Annotated in this window: 20 protein-coding genes; 16 read left to right on the top strand and 4 right to left on the bottom strand. The window is 71.7% G+C overall.

Going from position 1 to position 21,282, the window contains the following annotated elements:
• The first annotated feature begins 100 nt into the window (after positions 1 to 100).
• Positions 101 to 1,801, top strand: a complete 1,701-nt coding sequence (locus tag ACFVTR_RS06045; RefSeq protein ID WP_387035637.1) for an ABC-F family ATP-binding cassette domain-containing protein — start codon at positions 101 to 103, stop codon at positions 1,799 to 1,801.
• A 115-nt stretch (positions 1,802 to 1,916) separates the two neighbouring features.
• The gene (locus ACFVTR_RS06040) at positions 1,917 to 2,405 is read left to right on the top strand and encodes a DUF6463 family protein (protein ID WP_387035635.1); all 489 of its coding nucleotides are present in this window, start codon (positions 1,917 to 1,919) and stop codon (positions 2,403 to 2,405) included.
• A gap of 27 nt (positions 2,406 to 2,432) precedes the next feature.
• Here the strand turns inward: ACFVTR_RS06040 and ACFVTR_RS06035 are convergent, their stop codons facing one another.
• Positions 2,433 to 2,966, bottom strand: coding sequence for a DoxX family protein (locus ACFVTR_RS06035; protein ID WP_387035632.1), 534 nt, complete (start codon positions 2,964 to 2,966; stop codon positions 2,433 to 2,435).
• 91 nt (positions 2,967 to 3,057) lie between these two features.
• On the opposite strand from ACFVTR_RS06035, the gene ACFVTR_RS06030 reads away from it, so the two are divergent.
• The 4 genes from ACFVTR_RS06030 (at position 3,058) to ACFVTR_RS06015 (ending at position 7,537) form a co-directional block, all read left to right on the top strand.
• The gene (locus ACFVTR_RS06030) at positions 3,058 to 3,609 is read left to right on the top strand and encodes a TetR/AcrR family transcriptional regulator (protein ID WP_387035631.1); all 552 of its coding nucleotides are present in this window, start codon (positions 3,058 to 3,060) and stop codon (positions 3,607 to 3,609) included.
• Positions 3,610 to 3,664: 55 nt separating this feature from the next.
• Positions 3,665 to 4,789 (top strand): GuaB3 family IMP dehydrogenase-related protein, encoded by a 1,125-nt coding sequence (locus ACFVTR_RS06025; protein ID WP_376944374.1) that lies wholly within the window; start codon positions 3,665 to 3,667, stop codon positions 4,787 to 4,789.
• Between the two features lie 116 nt (positions 4,790 to 4,905).
• Entirely contained in the window at positions 4,906 to 6,636 is a 1,731-nt protein-coding gene (locus ACFVTR_RS06020) for a glycerol-3-phosphate dehydrogenase/oxidase (RefSeq protein ID WP_387035628.1), read from the top strand.
• Between the two features lie 76 nt (positions 6,637 to 6,712).
• Entirely contained in the window at positions 6,713 to 7,537 is an 825-nt protein-coding gene (locus ACFVTR_RS06015) for an SURF1 family protein (protein ID WP_387035626.1), read from the top strand.
• A gap of 16 nt (positions 7,538 to 7,553) precedes the next feature.
• On the opposite strand, the gene ACFVTR_RS06010 is transcribed toward ACFVTR_RS06015, so the two are convergent.
• Positions 7,554 to 7,958: a VOC family protein gene (locus ACFVTR_RS06010; protein ID WP_387035624.1), complete on the bottom strand. Its 405-nt coding sequence runs from the start codon at positions 7,956 to 7,958 to the stop codon at positions 7,554 to 7,556.
• 94 nt (positions 7,959 to 8,052) lie between these two features.
• Between ACFVTR_RS06010 and ACFVTR_RS06005 the strand changes: the two genes are divergently transcribed.
• The 4 genes from ACFVTR_RS06005 (at position 8,053) to ACFVTR_RS05990 (ending at position 11,807) form a co-directional block, all read left to right on the top strand.
• The gene (locus tag ACFVTR_RS06005; RefSeq protein ID WP_387035622.1) at positions 8,053 to 8,649 is read left to right on the top strand and encodes a TetR/AcrR family transcriptional regulator; all 597 of its coding nucleotides are present in this window, start codon (positions 8,053 to 8,055) and stop codon (positions 8,647 to 8,649) included.
• 9 nt (positions 8,650 to 8,658) lie between these two features.
• The gene (locus tag ACFVTR_RS06000; protein ID WP_387035620.1) at positions 8,659 to 9,165 is read left to right on the top strand and encodes a DUF3817 domain-containing protein; all 507 of its coding nucleotides are present in this window, start codon (positions 8,659 to 8,661) and stop codon (positions 9,163 to 9,165) included.
• Positions 9,162 to 10,745 carry a glutamine-hydrolyzing GMP synthase gene (guaA, locus tag ACFVTR_RS05995; RefSeq protein WP_387035618.1) on the top strand — a complete coding sequence of 528 codons (1,584 nt, stop codon included), beginning with the start codon at positions 9,162 to 9,164 and terminating at the stop codon, positions 10,743 to 10,745. Before ACFVTR_RS06000 ends, guaA begins: the two co-directional genes overlap by 4 nt.
• A 114-nt stretch (positions 10,746 to 10,859) precedes the next feature.
• On the top strand, positions 10,860 to 11,807 hold the full coding sequence (locus ACFVTR_RS05990; protein WP_387035616.1) for an L-lactate dehydrogenase: 948 nt from the start codon (positions 10,860 to 10,862) through the stop codon (positions 11,805 to 11,807).
• 84 nt (positions 11,808 to 11,891) lie between these two features.
• Here the strand turns inward: ACFVTR_RS05990 and ACFVTR_RS05985 are convergent, their stop codons facing one another.
• A complete protein-coding gene (locus ACFVTR_RS05985) occupies positions 11,892 to 12,707 on the bottom strand; it encodes a Bax inhibitor-1/YccA family protein (protein WP_387035614.1) in 816 nt (271 codons plus the stop codon).
• A 156-nt stretch (positions 12,708 to 12,863) separates the two neighbouring features.
• Between ACFVTR_RS05985 and ACFVTR_RS05980 the strand changes: the two genes are divergently transcribed.
• Genes ACFVTR_RS05980 through ACFVTR_RS05965 form a run of 4 tightly spaced genes read left to right on the top strand, consistent with a single transcriptional unit; the run spans position 12,864 to position 18,116 of the window.
• Positions 12,864 to 13,919 carry a glycerophosphodiester phosphodiesterase family protein gene (locus ACFVTR_RS05980; protein WP_387035612.1) on the top strand — a complete coding sequence of 352 codons (1,056 nt, stop codon included), beginning with the start codon at positions 12,864 to 12,866 and terminating at the stop codon, positions 13,917 to 13,919.
• Between the two features lie 56 nt (positions 13,920 to 13,975).
• Positions 13,976 to 16,465, top strand: a complete 2,490-nt coding sequence (locus tag ACFVTR_RS05975; protein WP_376944385.1) for an ATP-dependent helicase — start codon at positions 13,976 to 13,978, stop codon at positions 16,463 to 16,465.
• Positions 16,462 to 17,013 (top strand): NUDIX domain-containing protein, encoded by a 552-nt coding sequence (locus ACFVTR_RS05970; protein ID WP_387035609.1) that lies wholly within the window; start codon positions 16,462 to 16,464, stop codon positions 17,011 to 17,013. Before ACFVTR_RS05975 ends, ACFVTR_RS05970 begins: the two co-directional genes overlap by 4 nt.
• On the top strand, positions 17,010 to 18,116 hold the full coding sequence (locus ACFVTR_RS05965) for an FUSC family protein (RefSeq protein WP_387035608.1): 1,107 nt from the start codon (positions 17,010 to 17,012) through the stop codon (positions 18,114 to 18,116). The genes ACFVTR_RS05970 and ACFVTR_RS05965 overlap by 4 nt, the downstream gene beginning before the upstream one ends.
• 41 nt (positions 18,117 to 18,157) lie before the next feature.
• On the opposite strand, the gene ACFVTR_RS05960 is transcribed toward ACFVTR_RS05965, so the two are convergent.
• Positions 18,158 to 18,880 (bottom strand): VIT family protein, encoded by a 723-nt coding sequence (locus ACFVTR_RS05960; protein WP_387035606.1) that lies wholly within the window; start codon positions 18,878 to 18,880, stop codon positions 18,158 to 18,160.
• A gap of 283 nt (positions 18,881 to 19,163) precedes the next feature.
• Between ACFVTR_RS05960 and sucC the strand changes: the two genes are divergently transcribed.
• Both sucC and sucD read left to right on the top strand, forming a co-directional pair.
• Positions 19,164 to 20,327: an ADP-forming succinate--CoA ligase subunit beta gene (gene sucC / locus ACFVTR_RS05955; protein WP_387035604.1), complete on the top strand. Its 1,164-nt coding sequence runs from the start codon at positions 19,164 to 19,166 to the stop codon at positions 20,325 to 20,327.
• Between the two features lie 15 nt (positions 20,328 to 20,342).
• Entirely contained in the window at positions 20,343 to 21,251 is a 909-nt protein-coding gene (gene sucD, locus ACFVTR_RS05950) for a succinate--CoA ligase subunit alpha (protein ID WP_387035602.1), read from the top strand.
• Positions 21,252 to 21,282 lie beyond the last annotated feature (31 nt).

Genomic DNA, 21,282 nt, shown 5'->3' with positions numbered 1-21,282 from the left:
CAGGGGGTGGCGCTGAGCTTGTATCCTGATCGGCTGCCCATCGGGCGGCGCGGCCGCGGGTGTCCCGAGTCAGGTCGCCGACCGATCGGATCACCGAGCAATGGGCTTCATCGACGTCAACGGCGTCTCCTTCTCCCTCCCCGACGGGCGGCCGCTGCTCGCCCGCCTCGCCTTCCGCGTCACCGACGGCGCCACGACGGCGCTCATCGGCGCCAACGGCGCAGGCAAGTCGACGCTGCTGCGGATCATCCGCGGCGAGCTCCGCCCCGACGAGGGCAGCGTGCAGCTCGACGGCGGGCTCGGGGTCATGGACCAGTTCATCGGCACCGGGCAGACGGTCGAGGGGGCGGATGCCACGGTCGCGGGCCTGCTCGTCTCGGTGGCGCCCGCGCGCATCAAGGCGGCCGCACTCGAGCTCGAGGCATCCGAGAACGCCCTCATCGAGCGCGACGACACCGAGGCGCAGATGCGGTACGCGACCGCGCTCGCCGAGTACGCCGAGGCCGGCGGCTACGAGCAGGAGGTGGTCTGGGACCACTGCACCCTCGCGGCGCTCGGCATCCCGTTCGAACGTGCGAGGTGGCGCGAGCTCTCGACGCTCTCAGGCGGCGAGCAGAAGCGGCTCGCCCTCGAGGCCCTGTTCCGCGGGCCCGAGCAGGTGCTGCTGCTCGATGAGCCCGACAACTCGCTCGACGTCCCCGGCAAGCGGTGGCTCGAGGAACGCTTGCGCGAGACCCCGAAGACGGTGCTGCTCGTCTCGCACGACCGCGAGCTGCTCGCGCGCGCCGCCGACCGCATCGTGACGATCGAGCTCGGCGCCGCCGGCAACACCGCCTGGGTGCACGGTGGCAGCTTCGAGGGGTACCACGCCGCACGCGACGATCGGTTCGCGCGCCTTGACGAGCTGCGTCGACGCTGGGACGAGCAGCACGCCGCACTGAAGACGCTCGTGAACACGCTCAAGGTGAAGGCGACCTACAACGACGGCATGGCCTCGCGCTACCAGGCGGCGGTGACCCGGCTGCGCAAGTTCGAGGAGGCCGGCCCGCCGGAGGAGCGTCCGCCGGCCCAGGCGGTGTCGATGCGGCTGCGGGGCTCGCGCACCGGCAAGCGCTCGATCGTCTGCGAGGGGCTCGAGCTCACGGGGCTCATGCGACCGTTCGATCTCGAGGTCTGGTACGGCGACCGGGTCGCGGTGCTCGGCTCGAACGGCTCGGGAAAGTCGCACTTCCTGCGCCTGCTCGCGGGCGGCGGCACCGAGCCCGACCGCACGCTCGGCCATGTGACGAGCGTGGGCGAGACGCTCGCGCGGGTGCCGCACGAGGGGCGGGCGGTGCTCGGGGCCCGGGTCGTGCCGGGCTGGTTCGCGCAGAACCACGAGCATCCCGAGTTCCGCGGGCGCACGCTCCTCGACATCCTGCACCGCGGCGACGCGAACCGCGACGGGATGGCGCGCGAGGCCGCGAGCTCGGCGCTCGACCGCTACGGGCTCGCCGGCGCGGCGCTGCAGAACTTCGAGCAGCTCTCGGGCGGGCAGCAGGCGCGGATGCAGATCCTCCTGCTCGAACTCTCGGGCGCGACCCTGCTGCTGCTCGACGAACCGACCGACAACCTCGACCTCGTCTCGGCCGAGGCGCTCGAGGAGGCGCTCGAGCGCTTCGACGGCACCGTGCTCGCGGTGACCCACGACCGCTGGTTCACCCGCAGCTTCGACCGCTTCGTGGTGTTCGCCGAGTCAGGCGACGTCGTCGAGACGGTTGCCCCGGTGTGGGACGAGGGGCGGGTGCAGCGCACACGCTAGCCGTACCGACCTCGCGAGCGCGCGTCGCGCGTCGCGGCAGGTCGTCGAACGGGCCGAGCCGGGTCACCCGATCGGGTGAGGCGCGGATGGCAAGCCGCCGCGGAGACTGATCGGCATGACAGGACAGAAGACGGACAAGCTGACGGCGATCGCGGGACCGGCGCTCATCATCGTGTGCGCACTCCACACCACGGTCGGAGTGCTCGCCTCCGCGCCGGCGCTGGCCGCGGCGGTGGCCGACGGCTGGTACGGGGCGATGACGATCGAGCTCGAGGTGGCGCTCTGGTTCTTGATGACCGGGTTCTTCGGGTTGGCCGCGGGCCTGGCGGTGACCGCCCTCGAGCTCACCGGGCGACTGCCGTGGTCGGTGAGCATCGCCCTGCTGGCGATCGCGCTGATCGGGGTGGTTGCGGCGCCGGTGTCGGGGTTCCTGCTCGTGCTCGTGGCGGCCGTCCTCGCGGTCGTGCAGTCGGCGCGCGCGCAACGTCGGCGAGGATCGGCCGACTCGGACCGCGGCGCGCCTCTCGTCGACGGGCCGCGCCCGTCGGCTCCGGAGGGTGCGGGTCTCGTGGACGCTCCACGATCGGGAGAGGACCGGGAGTGAGCTCCGCCTGCCCCGCGCCGAGGTCCGTCAGGCGAACGCGACGGCGAGGCACGCCGCAACGAAGACGAGCTGCTCGATCGTGCGCGGCACGAGGGGCGACGCGTCGCGGTTCGTGCGGGCGGCGTGCACGTTCGCGGGGAACACGGCCACGAGCAGCAGCGCGAGGCAGAAGGCGGCGAGGTGATGCGTCGCGGGGACCAGGAGCCCGATCGCTCCTGCGGTCTCGAGCACGCCGGTGGCCGCGACGATGAGCTCGGGCCGGGGCAGCCGCGGCGGCACCATGGCGATCAGCTCGGCGCGCACGGCGGGAACGAGCCGCCCCACCGCCCCCATGAGGAACATCAGGACGAGGCCCACCGTGAGCCACGCCTGCCATGTGCCGAGCGCCGGAACGCCGAGGGCGCCGAGGAGGGCGGTCGCGGCGATGCCGACGGCGAAGGCGATCGGCACGGGGGAGAGGAAGGTTGTGGCCCAGGGGCCGCGCGGCTTCGGGGCGGTTCGGTCGGCGCGGCCGAGCCGTGCGTCATCGGTCGCGGCCGTATTGCTCGGAGTGCGGTGCATCGTTGGCTCCCATCTCATGAACTTGTCGGTGTCAAGATAGGCCCGATCCCCAAACTTGTCAATGACTAGTTCCGGGTTCTAGTCTTGGCGCATGGCGTACCACCACGGCCGGCTCCGCGAGACGCTGATCGACGAGGCGGCGGCCGCGATCGACGAGCGCGGCGTCGACGCGCTGAGCCTCCGAGAGCTCGCGCGCCGAGCCGGCGTCTCGCACGCCGCACCCGCCCACCACTTCGGCGACCGCTCGGGTCTGCTCACGGCGATCGCCGCCGACGGCTTCGAGCGCCTCGCCGAAGCGCTCGGTGCCGCCGGCGCCGATTTCGTCGAGGCCGGAGTCGCCTACGTGCGCTTCGCGAGCGAGGAGCCCGGCCGGTTCGCGGTGATGTTCCGCACCGAGCTGCTGCGTCTCGACGACCCCGCGCTCGAGGCCGCGCGCGACCGGGCCGGGGGCATCCTCGCCTCCGGGGCGGTCGGCGCCCTCGGCGACGCGCGGGCCGACCGCCTCGCCGCCTGGTCGATCGTGCACGGCTTCGCCACCCTCTGGAACTCGGGTGCGATCGAGTCGGCGCCCGGTGAGCTCCCCGATGCGCTCGCCCGCGAGGTCGCAGCCCGGCTCGTGCCCGACGCCCGGACCGGCGGCTGAGCCGCGCGATACCGCGGGCTCGGGCGCTTCCCGGCGCGACCGGTAGGCTGGGACGGTGAGCCAAGAGATCGAGATCGGCCGCTCCAAGCGGGGCCGGCGCGTATACGCATTCGACGACATCGCGATCGTGCCGAGCCGGCGCACCCGCGACCCCGAAGACGTCTCGGTCGGCTGGGCGATCGACGCCTACCAGTTCGACATCCCGTTCATCGCGGCGCCGATGGACTCGGTCGTCTCGCCGCAGACGGCGATCATGATGGGCAAGCTCGGCGGCCTCGGCGTGCTCGACCTCGAGGGCCTCTGGACCCGCTACGACGACCCCGCACCCGTGCTTGCGGAGATCCGCAGCCTCCCGGCCGAACGCGCGACCGAGCGCATGCAGCAGCTCTACTCCGAGCCGATCAAGCCCGAGCTCGTCACGGCCCGCCTCGCCGAGATCCGCGCGGCCGGCGTCACCGTCGCCGCGGCGCTCTCGCCGCAGCGCACGCAGGAGCTCTACGAGACCGTCGTCGCCGCAGGCGTCGACCTCTTCGTGATCCGCGGCACCACCGTGTCGGCCGAGCACGTCTCGAAGAACCAGGAGCCGTTGAACCTCAAGAAGTTCATCTACGAGCTCGACGTGCCGGTGATCGTCGGCGGCGCCGCGACCTACACGGCCGCACTCCACCTCATGCGCACCGGCGCGGCCGGCGTGCTCGTCGGCTTCGGCGGCGGCGCGGCCTCGACGACCCGTGCCACGCTCGGCATCCACGCGCCCATGGCGACCGCGGTCGCCGACGTGGCCGGCGCTCGCCGCGACTACCTCGACGAGTCGGGCGGCCGCTACGTGCACGTCATCGCCGACGGCGGCGTCGGCACCGGTGGCGACATCGTGAAGGCGATCGCGTGCGGCGCCGACGCGGTCATGCTGGGCGCGGCGCTCGCGCGCGCGACGGATGCCCCGGGCGGCGGCTACCACTGGGGCGCCGAGGCGCACCACCCGCAGCTCCCGCGCGGCCGTCGCGTGCACGTCGGCCAGGTGGCGCCCCTCGAAGAGGTGCTCTACGGGCCCGCCCCGGCCGCCGACGGCACCGCGAACCTCGTGGGCGCGCTCCGCCGATCGATGGCGACGACGGGCTACTCCGACCTGAAGGAGTTCCAGCGCGTCGAGGTCATCGTCGAGCCGTACCTCGGGTCGTAGTCCCCGCCCGAGCCGCGCCACGGCCGGGAGTCGCTCTATTCGCAGGCCGACGTCTCGGGTAGCGTGGAAACGGATCACGCGGCCCAGCCACGAGGCCGCGGGGATGGGGTGGCACGATGGCTCGGAACAAGTCGGTGACGCGTTCGCAGAAGCTCGGACCCGAGGAGCGCGCGGCCGCGATCGCCCGGCTCAAGGAGAAAGAGCTCGACATCCTGGTCGTGGGCGGCGGCATCGTCGGCACGGGTGCCGCGCTCGACGCCGTCACGCGAGGGCTCTCCACCGGGCTCCTCGAAGCCCGTGACTGGGCCTCGGGCACGTCGAGCCGCTCGTCGAAGCTCGTGCACGGCGGCATCCGGTACCTCGAACAGCTCGACTTCCGCCTCGTGCGCGAGGCGCTCATCGAACGCGGCCTTCTCCTGCAGCGCATCGCACCCCACCTCGTGAAGCCCGTCCGCTTCCTCTACCCGCTGAAGACGCGCGTCATCGAGCGCTGCTACATCGGCGCGGGCATGCTGCTCTACGACATTTTCAGCTACACGGGCGGCAGGCCGCCCGGGGTGCCGCACCACCGGCACCTCTCGAAGCGGCAGGTGCAGCGGGCCATCCCCTCGCTCGCCCCGAACGCGGTCATCGGCGGGCTCACGTACTACGACGCCCAGGTCGACGACGCCCGCTACGTGGCATCCCTCGCGCGGACCGCGAGCTTCTACGGGGCGCACGTCGCGAGCAGGGTGAAGGTCGACGGCTTCATCAAGGTGGGCGAGCGCGTCGTCGGCGTGACGGCGCACGACCTCGAGACCGACGAGCACTTCGAGGTGCGCGCGAAGCAGGTCGTGAATGCGACGGGCGTCTGGACCGACGACACGCAGCGCATGGTCGGCGAACGCGGCACCTTCAAGGTGCGGGCGTCGAAGGGCATCCACCTCGTGGTGCCGCGCGACCGGATCCAGTCGGCGATGGGCATGATCTTCCGCACCGAGAAGAGCGTGCTCTTCATCATCCCGTGGGGGCGTCACTGGCTCATCGGCACGACCGACACCGACTGGAACCTCGACAAGGCGCACCCGGCCGCGACCGCGGCCGACATCGACTACCTGCTCGAGCACGTCAACGGGGTGCTCTCCATCCCCCTCACCCGCGAGGACGTCGAGGGCGTCTACGCGGGGCTCCGCCCCCTGCTCGCCGGCGAGAGCGACCAGACCTCGAAGCTCTCGCGGGAGCACCTCGTCGCCCACACTGTGCCGGGCCTCGTCGTCATCGCGGGCGGCAAGTGGACCACGTACCGGGTGATGGCCAAGGACGCGATCGACGCGGCCGTCGACGCCCTCGACGGCCGGATCCCGCCGTCGACGACCCAGGACATCCCGCTGCTCGGCGCCGAGGGCTACCAGGCCGCGTGGAACAAGCGCGGCAAGATCGCAAGGGCCTTCGACGTGCACAAGGTGCGGATCGAGCACCTGCTGAACCGCTACGGCACGATGACCGACGAACTGCTCGACCTGATCCGCAGCGACCCGAAGCTCGGCGAACCGCTGCCCGGCGCCGACGACTACCTCGCCGCCGAGGTGGTGTACGCGGCCTCGCACGAGGGCGCGCTGCACCTCGACGACGTGCTCGCGAGGCGCACCCGCATCTCGATCGAGGCGTGGGACCGCGGGGTCTCGGCCGCGCCGGTCGCGGCGAAGCTGATGGGCGGGGTGCTCGGCTGGGACTCGGCGCGCGAGACGCTCGAGGTCGAGCGCTACCTCCAGCGCGTCGCCGCCGAACGGGCCTCGCAGGAGCAGCCCGACGACGAGTCGGCCGACCGGGTGCGGCTCGAGGCGCCCGACATCGTGAAGGTCGACTGAGCGCCGCCGTCGAGCGCGCTGCGGCAGCGTCGGCGCCGGGGGCGCGCACAGGTGCGGCCGGGTAGGCTTGTCCATCGTGTCAGCCGAGTCCCGACGCGCCACCCTGCGCATGATGGTCCGTCCGCGCTGGGTGCTCGCGCTCCTGCTCGCACTCGGGATCGCCGCCGCGTTCGCACTGCTCGGGCAATGGCAGCTCGAACGTGCCGTCGAGCAGGCCGAGGTGGTCGAGCATCCGACCGAGGAGCTCAGGCCGTTCGCGGGGGTCGCGGAACCGGGCGCCCCGACCGCCCAGGCGGTGACCGGCCAGAAGGTCGAGGTCACCGGGACGTTCGTGCCGGGCGACACCGTGCTGATCGCCGACCGCCGCAACGACGGCACCTCGGGCTACTGGGCGGTCGCGCACCTCGAGGTCGCGGATGCCCCGGAGGGCGGCCTGCCGGTCGCGCTCGGCTGGGCCCGCGATGCGAAGACGGCGCAAGCCGCAGCCGATCGCTTCGACGCCGCGATCGATCCCGATGAGACGGTGGCGATCGTGGGCCGCTTCCTGCCGAGTGAAGCTCCGGTCGCGCCGGCCGACGACGAAGACCCCTTCCTCATGCGCTCGGTCGCGGTCGCGCAGCTCGTGAACGTCTGGACGGACTACGACGACCGGCCCGTGTATTTCGGGTACCTGACCGCAGCCGAGCCGGTCGACGGGCTCGAGGCGATCTACTCGCCGCCGCCGCAGCAGAACACCGAGCTCAACTGGCTGAACATCTTCTACGCGGTCGAGTGGGTCGTGTTCGCCGGCTTCGCGATCTACCTCTGGTACCGGCTCGTGCGCGACGCCGTCGAGCGCGAGCGTGAGGAAGCGGCCGAGGCCGAGGCGGCCGCCGGGCGAGCACCCGTCGACGCCGGCTAGCCCGAGCCGTCCCGACTCAGCGGCCGAACGCGGCCGCGAACTCGGGAGCCGGCTCGATCTCGGTGATCACGTCGACGAGCACGCCGCCCGGGTCGCGCACGATCACGTGACGCTGTCCGAAGGCCTCGCTGCGGAGCGCCTGCACGGTCGGCACTCCCGCGGCGTCGAGTCTGACCGCGAGCGCGTCGACGTCGTCGACCTCGAGGTTCACGAGCATGCCGCGGGCCGCTTCGCCGTACCCGGCGGGGATCGACTCGTGGCCGGCGTCGAGCAGCGCGAGCTCGTGGCCGCCGTCGGGGTGGCGGAGGCTCACGTACCAGTCGGACTCGAAGGTGGTCGCGAATCCGAAGTGCTCGCGGTAGAAGCGCGCGCTCGCGGAGACATCCGCGGTGCAGAGGACGGGGTAGCAGCCGGTGAGCATGGTCTCTTCTCCTTCGTCAGGATACATACAGGCTGTATGTATCTTTGCCCAGCTTGATTGACGTACAGTGTGTATGTCAAGCAGGGAGGGTCGCATGGCGACGAAGGCGGAGCAGCGCGACCGCACGCGCACGGAGATCGTGCGGCTCGCGACCGCCCGCTTCGCCGAGCACGGCTATGCGGGCGTCGCGCTCGAAGAGCTCATGGCCGAGGCCGGGCTCACGCGAGGCGCGCTCTACCACCACTTCGGCAGCAAGCAGGGCCTGTTCCAGGCCGTCGTCGAGCAGGCGCAGCGCGGGGTCGCACAGGCGGTCGAACTCGCCTCCGCCGGCCACGACGACGTGCTCGACGACTTCCTCGCGGGGTGCCGCGCCTTCCTCGAGGCGAGCCTCGCCCCCGAGGTGCGCCGGATCCTGCTCATCGAGGGCCCGGCCGTGCTCGGCTGGGGCGAGTGGCGCGAGGGCGACCTCGACACGAGCGTGCGACTGCTCGACGAGGGCATCGCCGAACTCGCCGCCGCCGGGCTCATCGACGGGCGTTCGCTCGGCACCGTCTCGACGATGCTCTCGGGTGCCCTCAACGAGGTCGCGATCGCGAACGCGTCCTCGCCCGACCCCGCCCGAGGCATCGACGACGCCGTCGAGACCCTGGGCCGGTTCCTGCTGGGTCTGCGCCCAGCCGCGGCCACGTAGACTGTACGCATGCCCCTCGAGCCGAAATCCGCCGATCTGCCGCGCATTCGCGGGGCGCTGAAGTTCTACAAGGTCGCCTCGGTGATCACGGGCGTCATGCTGCTGCTGCTCTGCGCCGAGATGCTGCTGAAGTACGTGTGGCACCTCGAGCTCTTCGCCTTCGGCCCCAACGGCGTGCTGAGCTTCGAGCCGGTCATCGAGACGGCGGCCGGCCTCGAGTCGACCGGCTCCGGCGTGAACCTCTCCACAGGCATCCTCATCGCCCACGGCTGGTTCTACGTCGTGTACCTCTTCAGCGACTTCCGGCTCTGGAGCCTCATGCGCTGGCACTTCGGCCGGTTCATCCTGATCGCCCTCGGCGGCATCATCCCCTTCCTCTCGTTCTTCCTCGAGGTCCGCGTCGCCCGTGAGGTGACCGCCTACCTCGACCGCCGCGAGGCAGCAGAGGCGGCCGCCGCGAGCGTCGCCCCCGAGACATCCGAAACCACCCCCGACTCCGTGGAGGCACAGCAGTGACCGATCAGCAGACCGAGCAACGGCCCGTTCTCGTCGTCGACTTCGGCGCCCAGTACGCGCAGCTGATCGCTCGGCGCGTGCGCGAGGCATCCGTCTACTCCGAGATCGTGCCGCACACGATCACGGCCGACGAGGTGCGCGCGAAGAACCCGATCGGCATCGTGCTCTCGGGCGGGCCGTCGTCGGTCTACGAGGAGGGCGCGCCGCAGCTCGACGCCGAGGTGCTCGAGCTCGGGGTGCCGACGCTCGGCATCTGCTACGGCTTCCAGGTGATGGCCCAGCACTTCGGCGGCGAGGTCGCGCACACCGGCCAGCGCGAGTACGGCGCGACCGATGCGACCGTCACGGATGGTTCGGGCAACCCCCTCGTCGTCGAGCAGCCCGCCGCCCAGACGGTGTGGATGAGCCACGGCGACTCCGTCGCCCGTGCGCCCGAGGGCTTCGAGGTGCTCGCCTCGACCGCCTCGACCCCGGTCGCCGCGTTCGCGAACGACGAGCGCAAGCTCTACGGCGTGCAGTGGCACCCCGAGGTCAAGCATTCGCCGTTCGGCCAGGGCATCATCGAGAACTTCCTGCACCGGGCCGCCGGCATCCCCGCCGACTGGAACCCGGGCAACGTCATCGCCGAGCAGGTCGCGCGCATCCGCGAGCAGGTCGGCTCGGCCCGCGTCATCTCGGCGCTCTCGGGCGGCGTCGACTCGGCCGTCTCGACGGCGCTCGTGCAGCAGGCGGTCGGAGACCAGCTCACCGCGGTCTTCGTCGACCACGGGCTCCTCCGCAAGGGGGAGCGCGAGCAGGTGCAGAACGACTACGTCGCCGCGACCGGCGTGCGCCTCGTCACGATCGATGCGGAGGACACGTTCCTCGACGCACTCGCCGGGGTGACCGACCCCGAGGAGAAGCGCAAGATCATCGGCCGCGAGTTCATCCGCTCGTTCGAGGCGGCCGAGCGCGACCTCATCGCCGAGGCGGCCGCCGACGGCGAGCCGATCAAGTTCCTCGTACAGGGCACGCTGTATCCCGACGTCGTCGAGTCGGGCGGCGGCGCGGGCACGGCGAACATCAAGAGCCACCACAACGTCGGCGGCCTCCCCGAAGACCTGCAGTTCGAGCTCGTCGAGCCGCTGCGCACCCTCTTCAAGGACGAGGTGCGTGCGATCGGTCGCGAGCTGGGCCTCCCCGAGGCGATCGTCGGCCGTCAGCCGTTCCCCGGCCCCGGCCTCGGCATCCGCATCGTCGGCGAGGTCACCCGCGACCGGCTCGAGCTGCTGCGCGACGCCGACGCGATCGCCCGCGAGGAGCTGAGCGCCGCCGGCCTCGACCAGGAGATCTGGCAGTGCCCGGTCGTGCTGCTCGCCGACGTGCGCTCGGTGGGCGTGCAGGGCGACGGCCGCACCTACGGCCACCCGATCGTGCTGCGTCCCGTCTCGTCGGAAGACGCGATGACCGCCGACTGGACCCGCCTGCCCTACGACGTGCTCGCGAAGATCTCGAACCGCATCACCAACGAGGTGCGCGAGGTCAACCGCGTCGTGCTCGACGTCACGTCGAAGCCGCCGGGGACGATCGAGTGGGAGTGACCAGCTCCTGACGTGCGCGAAGGGCGCCGGCCGCGAGGCCGGCGCCCTTCGGCGTTCGTGGGGCAGGCCGGATGGCCCGTTCCGCGTCTCGGATGCGGCTGCCAGACTGGGCGCATGGGAGTCGTCGAGAACAGCAAGCTCACCGTCGTCGGCGCCGGGGCGGTGGGCTCGAGCCTCGCCTACGCCGCGCTCGTCAGGGACTCGGCCGCCGAGGTCGCCCTCTACGACATCGCCGTCGAGAAGGTCGAGGCCGAGGTGCTCGACCTCGCCCACGGCACCCAGTTCACCCGCTCGCGGGTCACGGGCGGCGCCGATCCGGCGGTCGTCGAGGGCTCGCACGTCATCGTCGTCACCGCGGGGGCGAAGCAGGCGCCGGGGCAGAGCCGGATGGACCTCGCGGCGACGAACGTCGGGATCCTCGAGACGCTGCTGCCCACGCTCCTCGAGCGGGCACCGGGTGCCGTGATCATCCTCGTGACCAACCCGGTCGACGTGCTCACCGTCGCCGCGCAGCGCATCACCGGCTTGCCGCCCGAGCGGGTGTTCGGCTCGGGCACGGTGCTCGACACCTCGCGGCTGCGCTGGCTGCTCGCGGAGCGGGCCGGGGTCTCGACCTCGAGCGTGCACGCGAACATCGTCGGCGAACACGGCGACACCGAGTTCCCGCTGTGGTCGGAGGCCCGCATCGGGCCCGTGCCGATCCTCGACTGGACGGGTGGCGAGCGCTTCACGGCCGAGGAACTCGACGGCATCGCGCACCAGGTGCGCGACGCCGCGTACACGGTGATCCGCGGCAAGGGTGCGACGAACTACGCGATCGGGCTCACGGGCGCGCGCATCGTCGAGGCGGTGCTGCGCGACGAGCACGCGGTGCTGCCGGTGAGCACCGTGCACGGCCCCGAGATCCCCGAGCTCGAGGGCATCGCGCTGTCGCTGCCGAGCCTCGTCGACGGCGAGGGCGCGCGGCCGATCCATGGCACGCCGTTCTCCGATCGCGAGCGGGCGCAGCTCGCCGCGTCGGCCGATGCGATCAGGGCGGCCGCTGCGGCGTTCGGGTTCTGACGGTCCGGCGTCCGCGCCGGTCCGAGCCCGGGAAACGACGAACGGCCGCCCGAGGGCGGCCGTTCGAGTGCGGTGCGAGAATCGCTAGTCGCGCGCGATCGCGAGCATGCGCAGGATCTCGAGGTAGAGCCAGATCACGGTGACCATGATGCCGAAGACGCCGCTCCACTCGTACTTCTTCGGGGCGCGGTTGCGCACGCCCTGCTGGATGAAGTCGAAGTCGAGCACGAGCGAGTAGGCGGCCATGATCACGACGAGGACGCCGAGGACGAGGCCGAACGGGATGCCGGTGCCGAAGAAGTCGGCGCCGCGCAGGCCCCACGGGTTGCCGTCGGCGCCGCCGAACATCATGATGCCGAAGTTGACGAGGGAGAACACGAGGTAGCCGACCATCGCGATGAGGAAGACCTTCGTGGCCTTCTTCGACGCGCGGATCTTGCCCGAGGCGAACAGCGCGAGCGTGACGCCCACGACCACGAGCGTCGCGATGACGGCCTGGGCGACGATGCCGCCGCCGTACATCATCTCGTACCACGCGGAGATGCCGCCGACGAAGACGCCCTGGACGCCCGCGTAGGCGAGGATCAGCGCGGGCGACGGCTCGCGCTTGAAGGTGTTGACGAGGGCGAGCACGAAGCCGACGATGCCGGCGCCGATCCAGAGGAACGGCAAGCTCTCGACCGTCACCCAGCCGAGCGCGGCGCCGACGAGCAGCAGGCCGAAGCCGGCGACCGACTTGCCGATCGTCGACTCGACCGACATCGTCTCGCCCGCGGGCGGCGTCGAGGGCTGGTTGTACATCTCCTGCAGCTGCTGCGCCGAGACGTCCTGCGCTGCGGCCACGGCTCCCTGCTGCGAGAAGGCGGAGTTCCGCGAGAATGCGGGATTGTCGAGAGCCATGGGTTCCTCTGCTTTCGGCTGTCGTCGGATGCGGGGGATCGGCGACCGGATGCGGCATCCGTGCCGTGAACAAACCTACCCGAATACTCCGTGACAACGCCGTGAGTCCGCGCGGAATTCCGCGGCGCAGGCGAGGCGGCTGGCTACGCTGGGCCCATGCAGCCCGACCTGGCCCCGCGCCCGCTCGTCATCGGCCACCGCGGAGCCCCGGGCTACCGCCCCGAGCACACCCGTTCGGCGTACGAGCTCGCGTTCGCGCTCGGCGCCGACGCGGTCGAGCCCGACCTCGTCGCGACGCGCGACGGCGTGCTCGTGCTGCGTCACGAGAACGAGATCTCGGGCACCACGGATGTCGCGTCGCGACCCGAGTTCGCCGGGCGCCGGACGACCCGCGAGATCGACGGCAAGCCGCTCACGGGCTGGTTCACCGAGGACTTCACGTGGGCGGAGCTCGCGACCCTGCGGTCGCGCGAGCGGCTCGGCGCGCTGCGGCACGCGAGCGCGAGCTTCGACGGCCGGTACCCGATCATCCGCCTGCGCGAGCTCTTCGAGCTCATCGACCGCGCGGCCGACGAGCAGCGGCGGATGCTGCGGATGGTGGCGGAGTTCAAGCACGCTGCGCACTTCGACGCGCTCGGCCTGCCCCTCGACGAGCTGTTCGCCGCCGAGCTGGGCGCTGCCGGCTGGGGTTCCGGCGACGAGCGGCTGATCATGGAGGCGTTCGAGCCGACCCTGCTCGATCGGCTCGGGGCTCGGGGCATCCGCGGCCGACGGGTGTTCCTCATCGAGAACTCGGGCGCTCCCTGGGACCTCGTGCTCGCCGAGGGGCGGCGCGCGCCGCGGTACGACGACTTCGTGACCGAACGCGGGCTGCACGGACTGGCGGGCCGCTTCAACGGGGTGAGCGTCGGCACGCCGCGTCTCGTCGGCCCACCGCCCAAGCGATCGCCGGATGCCACGGGCTCGCCGCTGCGCGGAGCGGCCCTCGTCGCGGCCGCGCACGCCGCGGGGCTCGAGGTCTACACGTGGACCCTGCGGCCCGAGAACCGCTTCCTGACGGCGGGGCGCCGTCGCGGCACCGCACGATCGGGTTACGGCGACTGGGCTGCGGAGTTCGGCGAGGTGCTCGCGACCGGCGTCGACGGCGTCTTCGTCGACCACCCCGATCTCGGGGTCGAGGCGCGCGCCGACTTCGCGAGGGCGGCCGAGTAGCGCCGTCTCGAACGACGGGGAAGGTGTCAGGGGCCGCGCCTAGACTTGAAGGCGACATGACGCTGATCCTCGACCCCGACGACCCGGCCGGCTGGCGCGAGGCGCCCCCGGCACGCTCCGACGACCCCTCCACGGCGGGCTCGCCCCTCACCGAGGGCCTCAACCCGCAGCAGAAGGAGGCCGTCGAGTACCGCGGCCCCGCACTGCTCATCGTCGCCGGTGCGGGCTCGGGCAAGACCCGCGTGCTCACGCACCGCATCGCCCACCTCATCGAGACCCGCGAGGCGTGGCCGAGCCAGATCCTTGCGATCACCTTCACGAACAAGGCCGCGGCCGAGATGCGCGAGCGCGTGCAGGCCCTGCTCGGCGACAGCGCCTCGGGCATGTGGATCTCGACCTTCCACTCGGCGTGCGTGCGCATCCTGCGCCGCGAGGCCGAGTCGCTGGGCCTCTCGTCGACGTTCACCATCTACGACTCGGCCGACCAGCGCACGATCCTGAAGCGCATCATCAAGGGCCTCGACGCCGACACCATGGGCTTCACGCCCGCGGGCGCGCAGGCGAAGATCTCGAAGCTCAAGAACGAGCTCGCCGACGTCGAGACCTACGCCCGCAACGCGAACATGAACGACCCGCAGGAGGTCATGTTCCTCGAGATCTTCCGGCAGTACACGCGGCGCCTGCGCGAGGCATCCGCCCTCGACTTCGACGACCTGATCGCCGAGACGGTCTACCTCTTCCGCGCCTTCCCGAAGGTCGCGGCGCTCTACCAGCGGCGGTTCCGGCACATCCTCGTCGACGAGTACCAGGACACGAACCACGCGCAGTACTCGCTCATCCGCGAGCTGACCCGTCCGGTCGAGCCGGCGATCGTCACCGAGCTCGACAGCCACGGCATCCTCGTGCGCGGCATGACCGATGCGAGCGGGGCGATCCCGGGGGCGAGCCTCACCGTCGTCGGCGACTCCGACCAGTCGATCTACGCGTTCCGCGGCGCCGACATCCGCAACATCGTCGAGTTCGAGCGCGACTTCCCCGGGGCGAAGGTAGTGCTCCTCGAGCAGAACTACCGCTCGACGCAGAACATCCTCTCGGCGGCGAACGCCGTCATCTCGAACAACTTCGACCGCAAGGACAAGAAACTCTGGACGGCCGACGGAGACGGCGAGCAGATCGTCGGCTACACCGGGTACACGGCGCACGACGAGGCCCAGTTCATCGCCGACGAGATCGAGTCGCTGCACCGCTCGGGGGTCGCCTACCGCGACATCGCCGTGTTCTACCGCACCAACGCGCAGACCCGTGCGCTCGAAGAGATCTTCGTTCGCTCGGCCCTGCCGTACCGGGTCGTCGGCGGCACGAAGTTCTACGAGCGCGCCGAGATCAAGGACGCGATGGCCTACCTCATCGCGGTCGCGAACCCGCTCGACGAACTCGCCCTCCGACGCATCCTGAACACCCCGAAGCGCGGCATCGGCCCGGCCACCGAGACGACGATCGCGCAGTTCGCCGAGCAGAACGAGCTGACCTTCCGGCAGGCGATGCGCTCGGCCGGCGGGCTCGGCCTCGGGCCAAAGGTCACCGCGGCGATCTCGGCGCTCGCCGACGTGCTCGACGAGGCCGCCGCGATGCTCGTGCCCTCGCAGGCCGGCATCGACGCGGGCACGAACGAGGGCGCCTCGAAGATCTCCGAGGTCCTCGTCTTCCTGATGGAGCGCTCGGGGCTGCTCGACGCGCTCCGCAACAGCCGCGACCCGCAAGACGAGACGCGGGCCGAGAACGTCGAGGAGTTGGTGGCGCAGACGCGCGACTTCGATCGCGAGAACCCCGGCGCGACGCTCGTCGACTTCCTCACGCAGGTCTCGCTCGTCGCCGCGGCCGACGAGCTCGACGACGCCTCGGGCACGGTCTCGCTGATGACCCTGCACACGGCGAAGGGGCTCGAGTACCACGCCGTCTTCCTCACCGGCATCGAGGAGGGGCTGCTGCCGCACCAGATGTCGGCCTCCGAGCCGGGCGGCCCCGCCGAGGAGCGTCGGCTCTTCTACGTCGGCATCACGCGCGCCCGCAAGCGCCTCTACCTCTCGCTCGCGATGAGCCGCGCCCAGTTCGGCGAGGTCGCCGTGGCGATGCCCTCGCGATACCTGCAGGAGATCCCCGAGGGGCTCATCGACTGGCGCCAGTCGCCCGGCATGGCGACGAGCCGCGGCGGTTCGCAGCCGCGGGCGCTCAACGCCCGTCGTGGCTTCGGCCAGGGCGGCGGGCAGGGCGGCGCCTGGGGCACCCGCGACCGCGACCTCGAGCGCTTCAGCGTCACTCGCTCCGAGAAGCCGAAGACCGAGTGGGCGAACAAGGTCACCGGCACGGTGCGCGACAACGGCGACCTCACCCTCGAGGCCGGCGACCGCATCCGCCACGCCGACTTCGGCGAGGGCAAGGTCACGCAGGTCACCGGCGAGGGCACGAAGCGCATCGCGCACGTCTCGTTCGACCGCGCCGGGCAGAAGAAGCTCCTCATCAAGATCGCGCCGATCGAGAAGCTGTGAGCTGGCCGACGCGAGCCTCGCGCACCGTCTACGAGAACCGGTGGATCCGGGTGATCGAGGATGAGGTCGTGCGACCCGACGGTGAGCAGGGCATCTACGGCGTGGTCGAGGTGGCGCACCCGGCCGCATTCGTGGTCGCGCTCACCGACGACGACGAGGTGCTGCTCGTCACGATCGACCGGCACACGGTCGGCTCGAGCGTCGAAGTGCCCGCGGGCGGCACCGACGGCGAGGACCCGCTCGTCGCCGCGCGGCGCGAGCTCGCGGAGGAGACCGGCTACGAGGCGGCCGACTGGCGTGCGATCGGCCGCATGACCGCGCTCAACGGCATCGCCCGTGCGGTCGGGCACGTCTACCTCGCCACCGGCCTCCGCCGGGTCGGCGACGCCGGCGACTCGCACGCGACCCGGCTCGAAGAGGGCATCTCGGCCGTGCAGGCGGTGCCCTGGGCCGAGGTGATGCGCATGGTGCGCGAGGGCGGGATCGACGACGGCGAGACCGTCGCGGCGCTCTGCTACGCGGCCCTCGCACTCGGGCGCCTCGCGTGAACGAGGGGCGCGCGAGCCTCCGCCACTGGTGGCGGTCGGCACGGGCGCTCGACGTGGAGGTCGCGCTGCGGGCGGCGGTCGCCGCGGCGGTGCCGCTCGCGATCCTCGTGGCGGTCGGCCGGATCGACTGGGCCGCGTACGCGGCGTTCGGCGGTATGGTCGCCATCTTCGGCCGGAGCGAGCCGTACGGCACCCGCTTGCGCACGGTCACGGCCGCGGCCGCGGCGCAGCTCACGGCGACCGGGCTCGGCATCCTGCTGTCGGTCACCGGTGCGCCGCTCGTGGCGCAGACGGTCGCCCTCGCGCTCGTGGTGACGGCGGTGATCGTCGGCTTCAACATGCTCGGCGTCACGCCGTCGACGCCGCTGTTCGCTGTGTTCGGACTGCTCGTCTGCGCCGCGCAGCCCGTCGACGACGGCACCGGATGGCAGCGCTGGGGCGTCGCCTGGGCGGCGGCCGCATTCGCCTGGCTGCTCGCCATGTCGGGCTGGCTGCTCCGCAGGTACGGAGGCCGTCGGGCGGCGCCGGGCGACGGTCTGTTCAAGCCGCTGCCGCGGCGCACCCCGACGCGGCGTCACGGCCACGCCGATCCGAGGCTCTGGCTCAACGTGGTGCAGAACGTGCTGGCCGCGCTCGCCGCGGGCGGCATCGCGCTCGCGCTCGGTCTCGGTCACCCGTACTGGGCCGTCGTCAGCGCGGTCGCCGTCATCCCGCCGGCACGCGCGGCGCACACGGTCTCGCGCGCGGTGCACCGGGTGCTCGGCACGATCGCCGGCGTGGGGGTGACCGCGCTCGTGCTCTGGCCCGAGCCGCCGGTCTGGGTGCTCGTCGCCGTGGTCGCGATCTGCCAGTTCGGGGCCGAGCTGTTCGTCACCCGCCACTACGGCACCGCGCTCGTGTTCGTCACCCCGATGGCGCTGACGGTCGCGCACCTCGCCTCGCCCGTGCCGGTCGCGACCCTCGTCGGCGATCGGGTGCTCGAGACGGCGCTCGGGGCCGCGGTCGGCGTCGTCGCCGTGCTGGCGGCGCGCCGCTTCGTCGAGGTCGTGCCGATGCCGCCGCCGACGACGGCGACGCCGAGCGTCGGTCCGCCGAACGGGTAGCGCACGGGCCGGGGAGCTCGGCAGGGGGAGCCCGGCCTGGGTCAGACCACCCCGCCGAGCAGCCCGCCGATCACCCACGTGACGACGAGCGCGAGCGCGCCCCCGATGACGACCCGCAGCACCGCGCGGCCGCGCGGTGCGCCGCCGATCCACGCCGAGAGCCAGCCGGTGATCGCGAGTGCCACGACGACCGCGAGGAAGGTCGTCGCGATGCGCCACTCGGGCGGCGGCAGGAGGATCGCGAGCATCGGCAGCACCGCGCCGACGAGGAACGACAGGGCGGAGGCGCCGGCCGCGTGCCAGGGGTTCACCACGTCGCCCTCGGAGATGCGCAGTTCGGCCTCGAGGTGCGCCGCGAGTGCATCGTGCTCGGTGAGTTCCCGGGCGACCTGCTCGGCCGTCTCCTCGCTCAGCCCCTTCGCGCGGTAGATGCCGACGAGCTCGGCGAGCTCCTGCTCGGGCATCTCGGCGAGCTCGCGCGTCTCCTTCGCGATGAGCGCACGCTCGGTGTCGCGCTGGGTCGAGACCGAGACGTACTCGCCGAGTCCCATCGAGATGGCGCCGGCGACGACCGACGCGACGCCGGCGACGAGGATCGCGCCGAGATCGGTGGTGGCGGCCGCGACGCCGACGACGAGGGCGGCGACCGAGATGATGCCGTCGTTCGCGCCGAGCACGCCGGCGCGCAGCCAGTTGAGCTTCTCGTGCACCTTCGCGTCGTGGGGGTCGGCGCCGTGCGTCGGTTCGGTCGAGGCATCCGTCATGTCGGCAGTCTCGCAGCCCGTTCCGGCACTGCGTCGGCACGCCGAGGGCGCGCCGCGACCGCGGCGGGGAGGGCCGAGGCAGCGCCGGGGGAGCGCCGGGGGAGCGAGCCGTCCGGGCGGCCGGACACCGTGGCATCCGGCCGATTCTCGGCGCCCCGGCGCGGGGAGTAGCATGGAGGGTGGCCCACTTATCTTGACGTCGAGATGTTTTTCGTCGCCCTCCGGGCCGAAACCCACCAGCCCCTGTGCGCGATCGCGCGTGCGGACCGATTGGAAGTAGAGCGTGGATCTTTACGAGTACCAGGCCAGAGACCTGTTCGAGCAGTACGGGGTCCCGGTGCTTCCGGGCATCGTCGCCGACACCCCCGACGAGGTGCGTGCGGCCGCCGAGAAGCTCGGCGGCGTCGTCGTGGTCAAGGCCCAGGTGAAGACGGGCGGCCGCGGCAAGGCCGGCGGCGTCAAGGTCGCGAAGACCCCCGACGAGGCGTACGAGGCGGCGAAGGCCATCCTCGGCCTCGACATCAAGGGCCACGTCGTCAAGCGCGTCATGGTCGCCGGCGGCGCCCGCATCGCGCAGGAGTTCTACTTCTCGGTGCTGCTCGACCGCGCCAACCGCTCGTACCTCTCGCTCACGAGCGTCGAGGGCGGCATGGAGATCGAGCAGCTCGCCGTCGAGAAGCCCGAGGCGCTCGCGCGCATCGAGGTCGACCCGATCGCCGGCGTCGACGCGGCCAAGGCCCGTGAGATCGCGGTCGCCGCGAACTTCCCGGCCGAGCTCGTCGACAAGGTCGCCGACGTCTTCGTGAAGCTCTACGAGGTCTACAAGGGCGAGGACGCGACGCTCGTCGAGGTCAACCCGCTCATCCTCGACGAGGACGGCAACGTCATCGCCCTCGACGGCAAGGTCACGCTCGACGAGAACGCCGAGTTCCGTCACGCGAACCACGCGCTGCTCGAGGACAAGGCCGCGGCCGACCCGCTCGAGGCCGCCGCGAAGGCCCTCGACCTCAACTACGTCAAGCTCGACGGCGAGGTCGGCATCATCGGCAACGGCGCGGGCCTCGTCATGTCGACGCTCGACGTCGTCGCCTACGCCGGCGAGAACCACGGCAACGTGAAGCCCGCCAACTTCCTCGACATCGGCGGCGGCGCCTCGGCGGAGGTCATGGCCAACGGCCTCGGCATCATCCTCGGCGACCCGCAGGTCAAGAGCGTGTTCGTCAACGTCTTCGGCGGCATCACCGCCTGCGACCAGGTCGCCAAGGGCATCGTGGGCGCGCTCGCCGAGCTCGGCTCGGCCGCGAACAAGCCCCTCGTCGTGCGTCTCGACGGCAACAACGTCGTCGAGGGCCGCCGCATCCTCGAAGAGGCCGCGCACCCGCTGGTGACGCTCGCCGAGAACATGGACCAGGGCGCCGACAAGGCCGCCGAGCTGGCGAACGCGTAAGGGGCGTACGAGAAAATGACGATCTTCCTCAACAAGGACAGCAAGGTCATCGTCCAGGGCATCACCGGCGGCGAGGGCTCGAAGCACACCGCGCGCATGCTCGCGGCCGGCACCCAGGTGGTCGGCGGCGTGAACGCCCGCAAGGCCGGCACCACGGTGCTGCACACGGATGCCTCGGGCAACCCCGTCGAGCTCCCCGTCTTCGCGTCCGTGGCCGAGGCCATCGCCGAGACCGGCGCCGACGTGTCGATCGCGTTCGTGCCGCCGGCCTTCACGAAGGACGCCGTCGTCGAGGCCATCGACGCCGAGATCCCCCTGCTCGTCATCATCACCGAGGGCGTGCCCGTGCAGGACTCGGCCGAGTTCTGGGCCTACGCCAAGGAGAAGGGCGGCACGACCCGCATCATCGGGCCGAACTGCCCGGGCATCATCAGCCCCGGTGAGTCGCTCGTCGGCATCACCCCGGCGAACATCACCGGCAAGGGCCCGATCGGCCTCGTGTCGAAGTCGGGCACGCTCACGTACCAGATGATGTACGAGCTGCGCGACCTCGGCTTCTCGACCGCGATCGGCATCGGCGGCGACCCGATCATCGGCACCACGCACATCGACGCGCTCGCCGCGTTCGAGGCCGACCCCGAGACCAAGGCGATCGTCATGATCGGCGAGATCGGCGGCGACGCCGAGGAACGCGCGGCCGACTTCATCAAGGCGAACGTCACCAAGCCGGTCGTGGGCTACGTCGCGGGCTTCACCGCGCCCGAGGGCAAGACGATGGGCCACGCCGGCGCGATCGTCTCGGGCTCGGCCGGAACCGCGCAGGCCAAGAAGGAGGCCCTCGAGGCCGCCGGCGTCAAGGTCGGCAAGACGCCGTCCGAGACCGCGACCCTCCTCCGCGAGGTGTACGCGGCCCTCGGCGCGTAGGTCCGAGTCCGACGCCGGGCATCCCGGACGT

The organism is Agromyces sp. NPDC058126 (genome assembly GCF_042884595.1).
Lineage (GTDB): Bacteria > Actinomycetota > Actinomycetes > Actinomycetales > Microbacteriaceae > Agromyces.
This window is presented reverse-complemented; position numbering and strand designations above follow the sequence as displayed.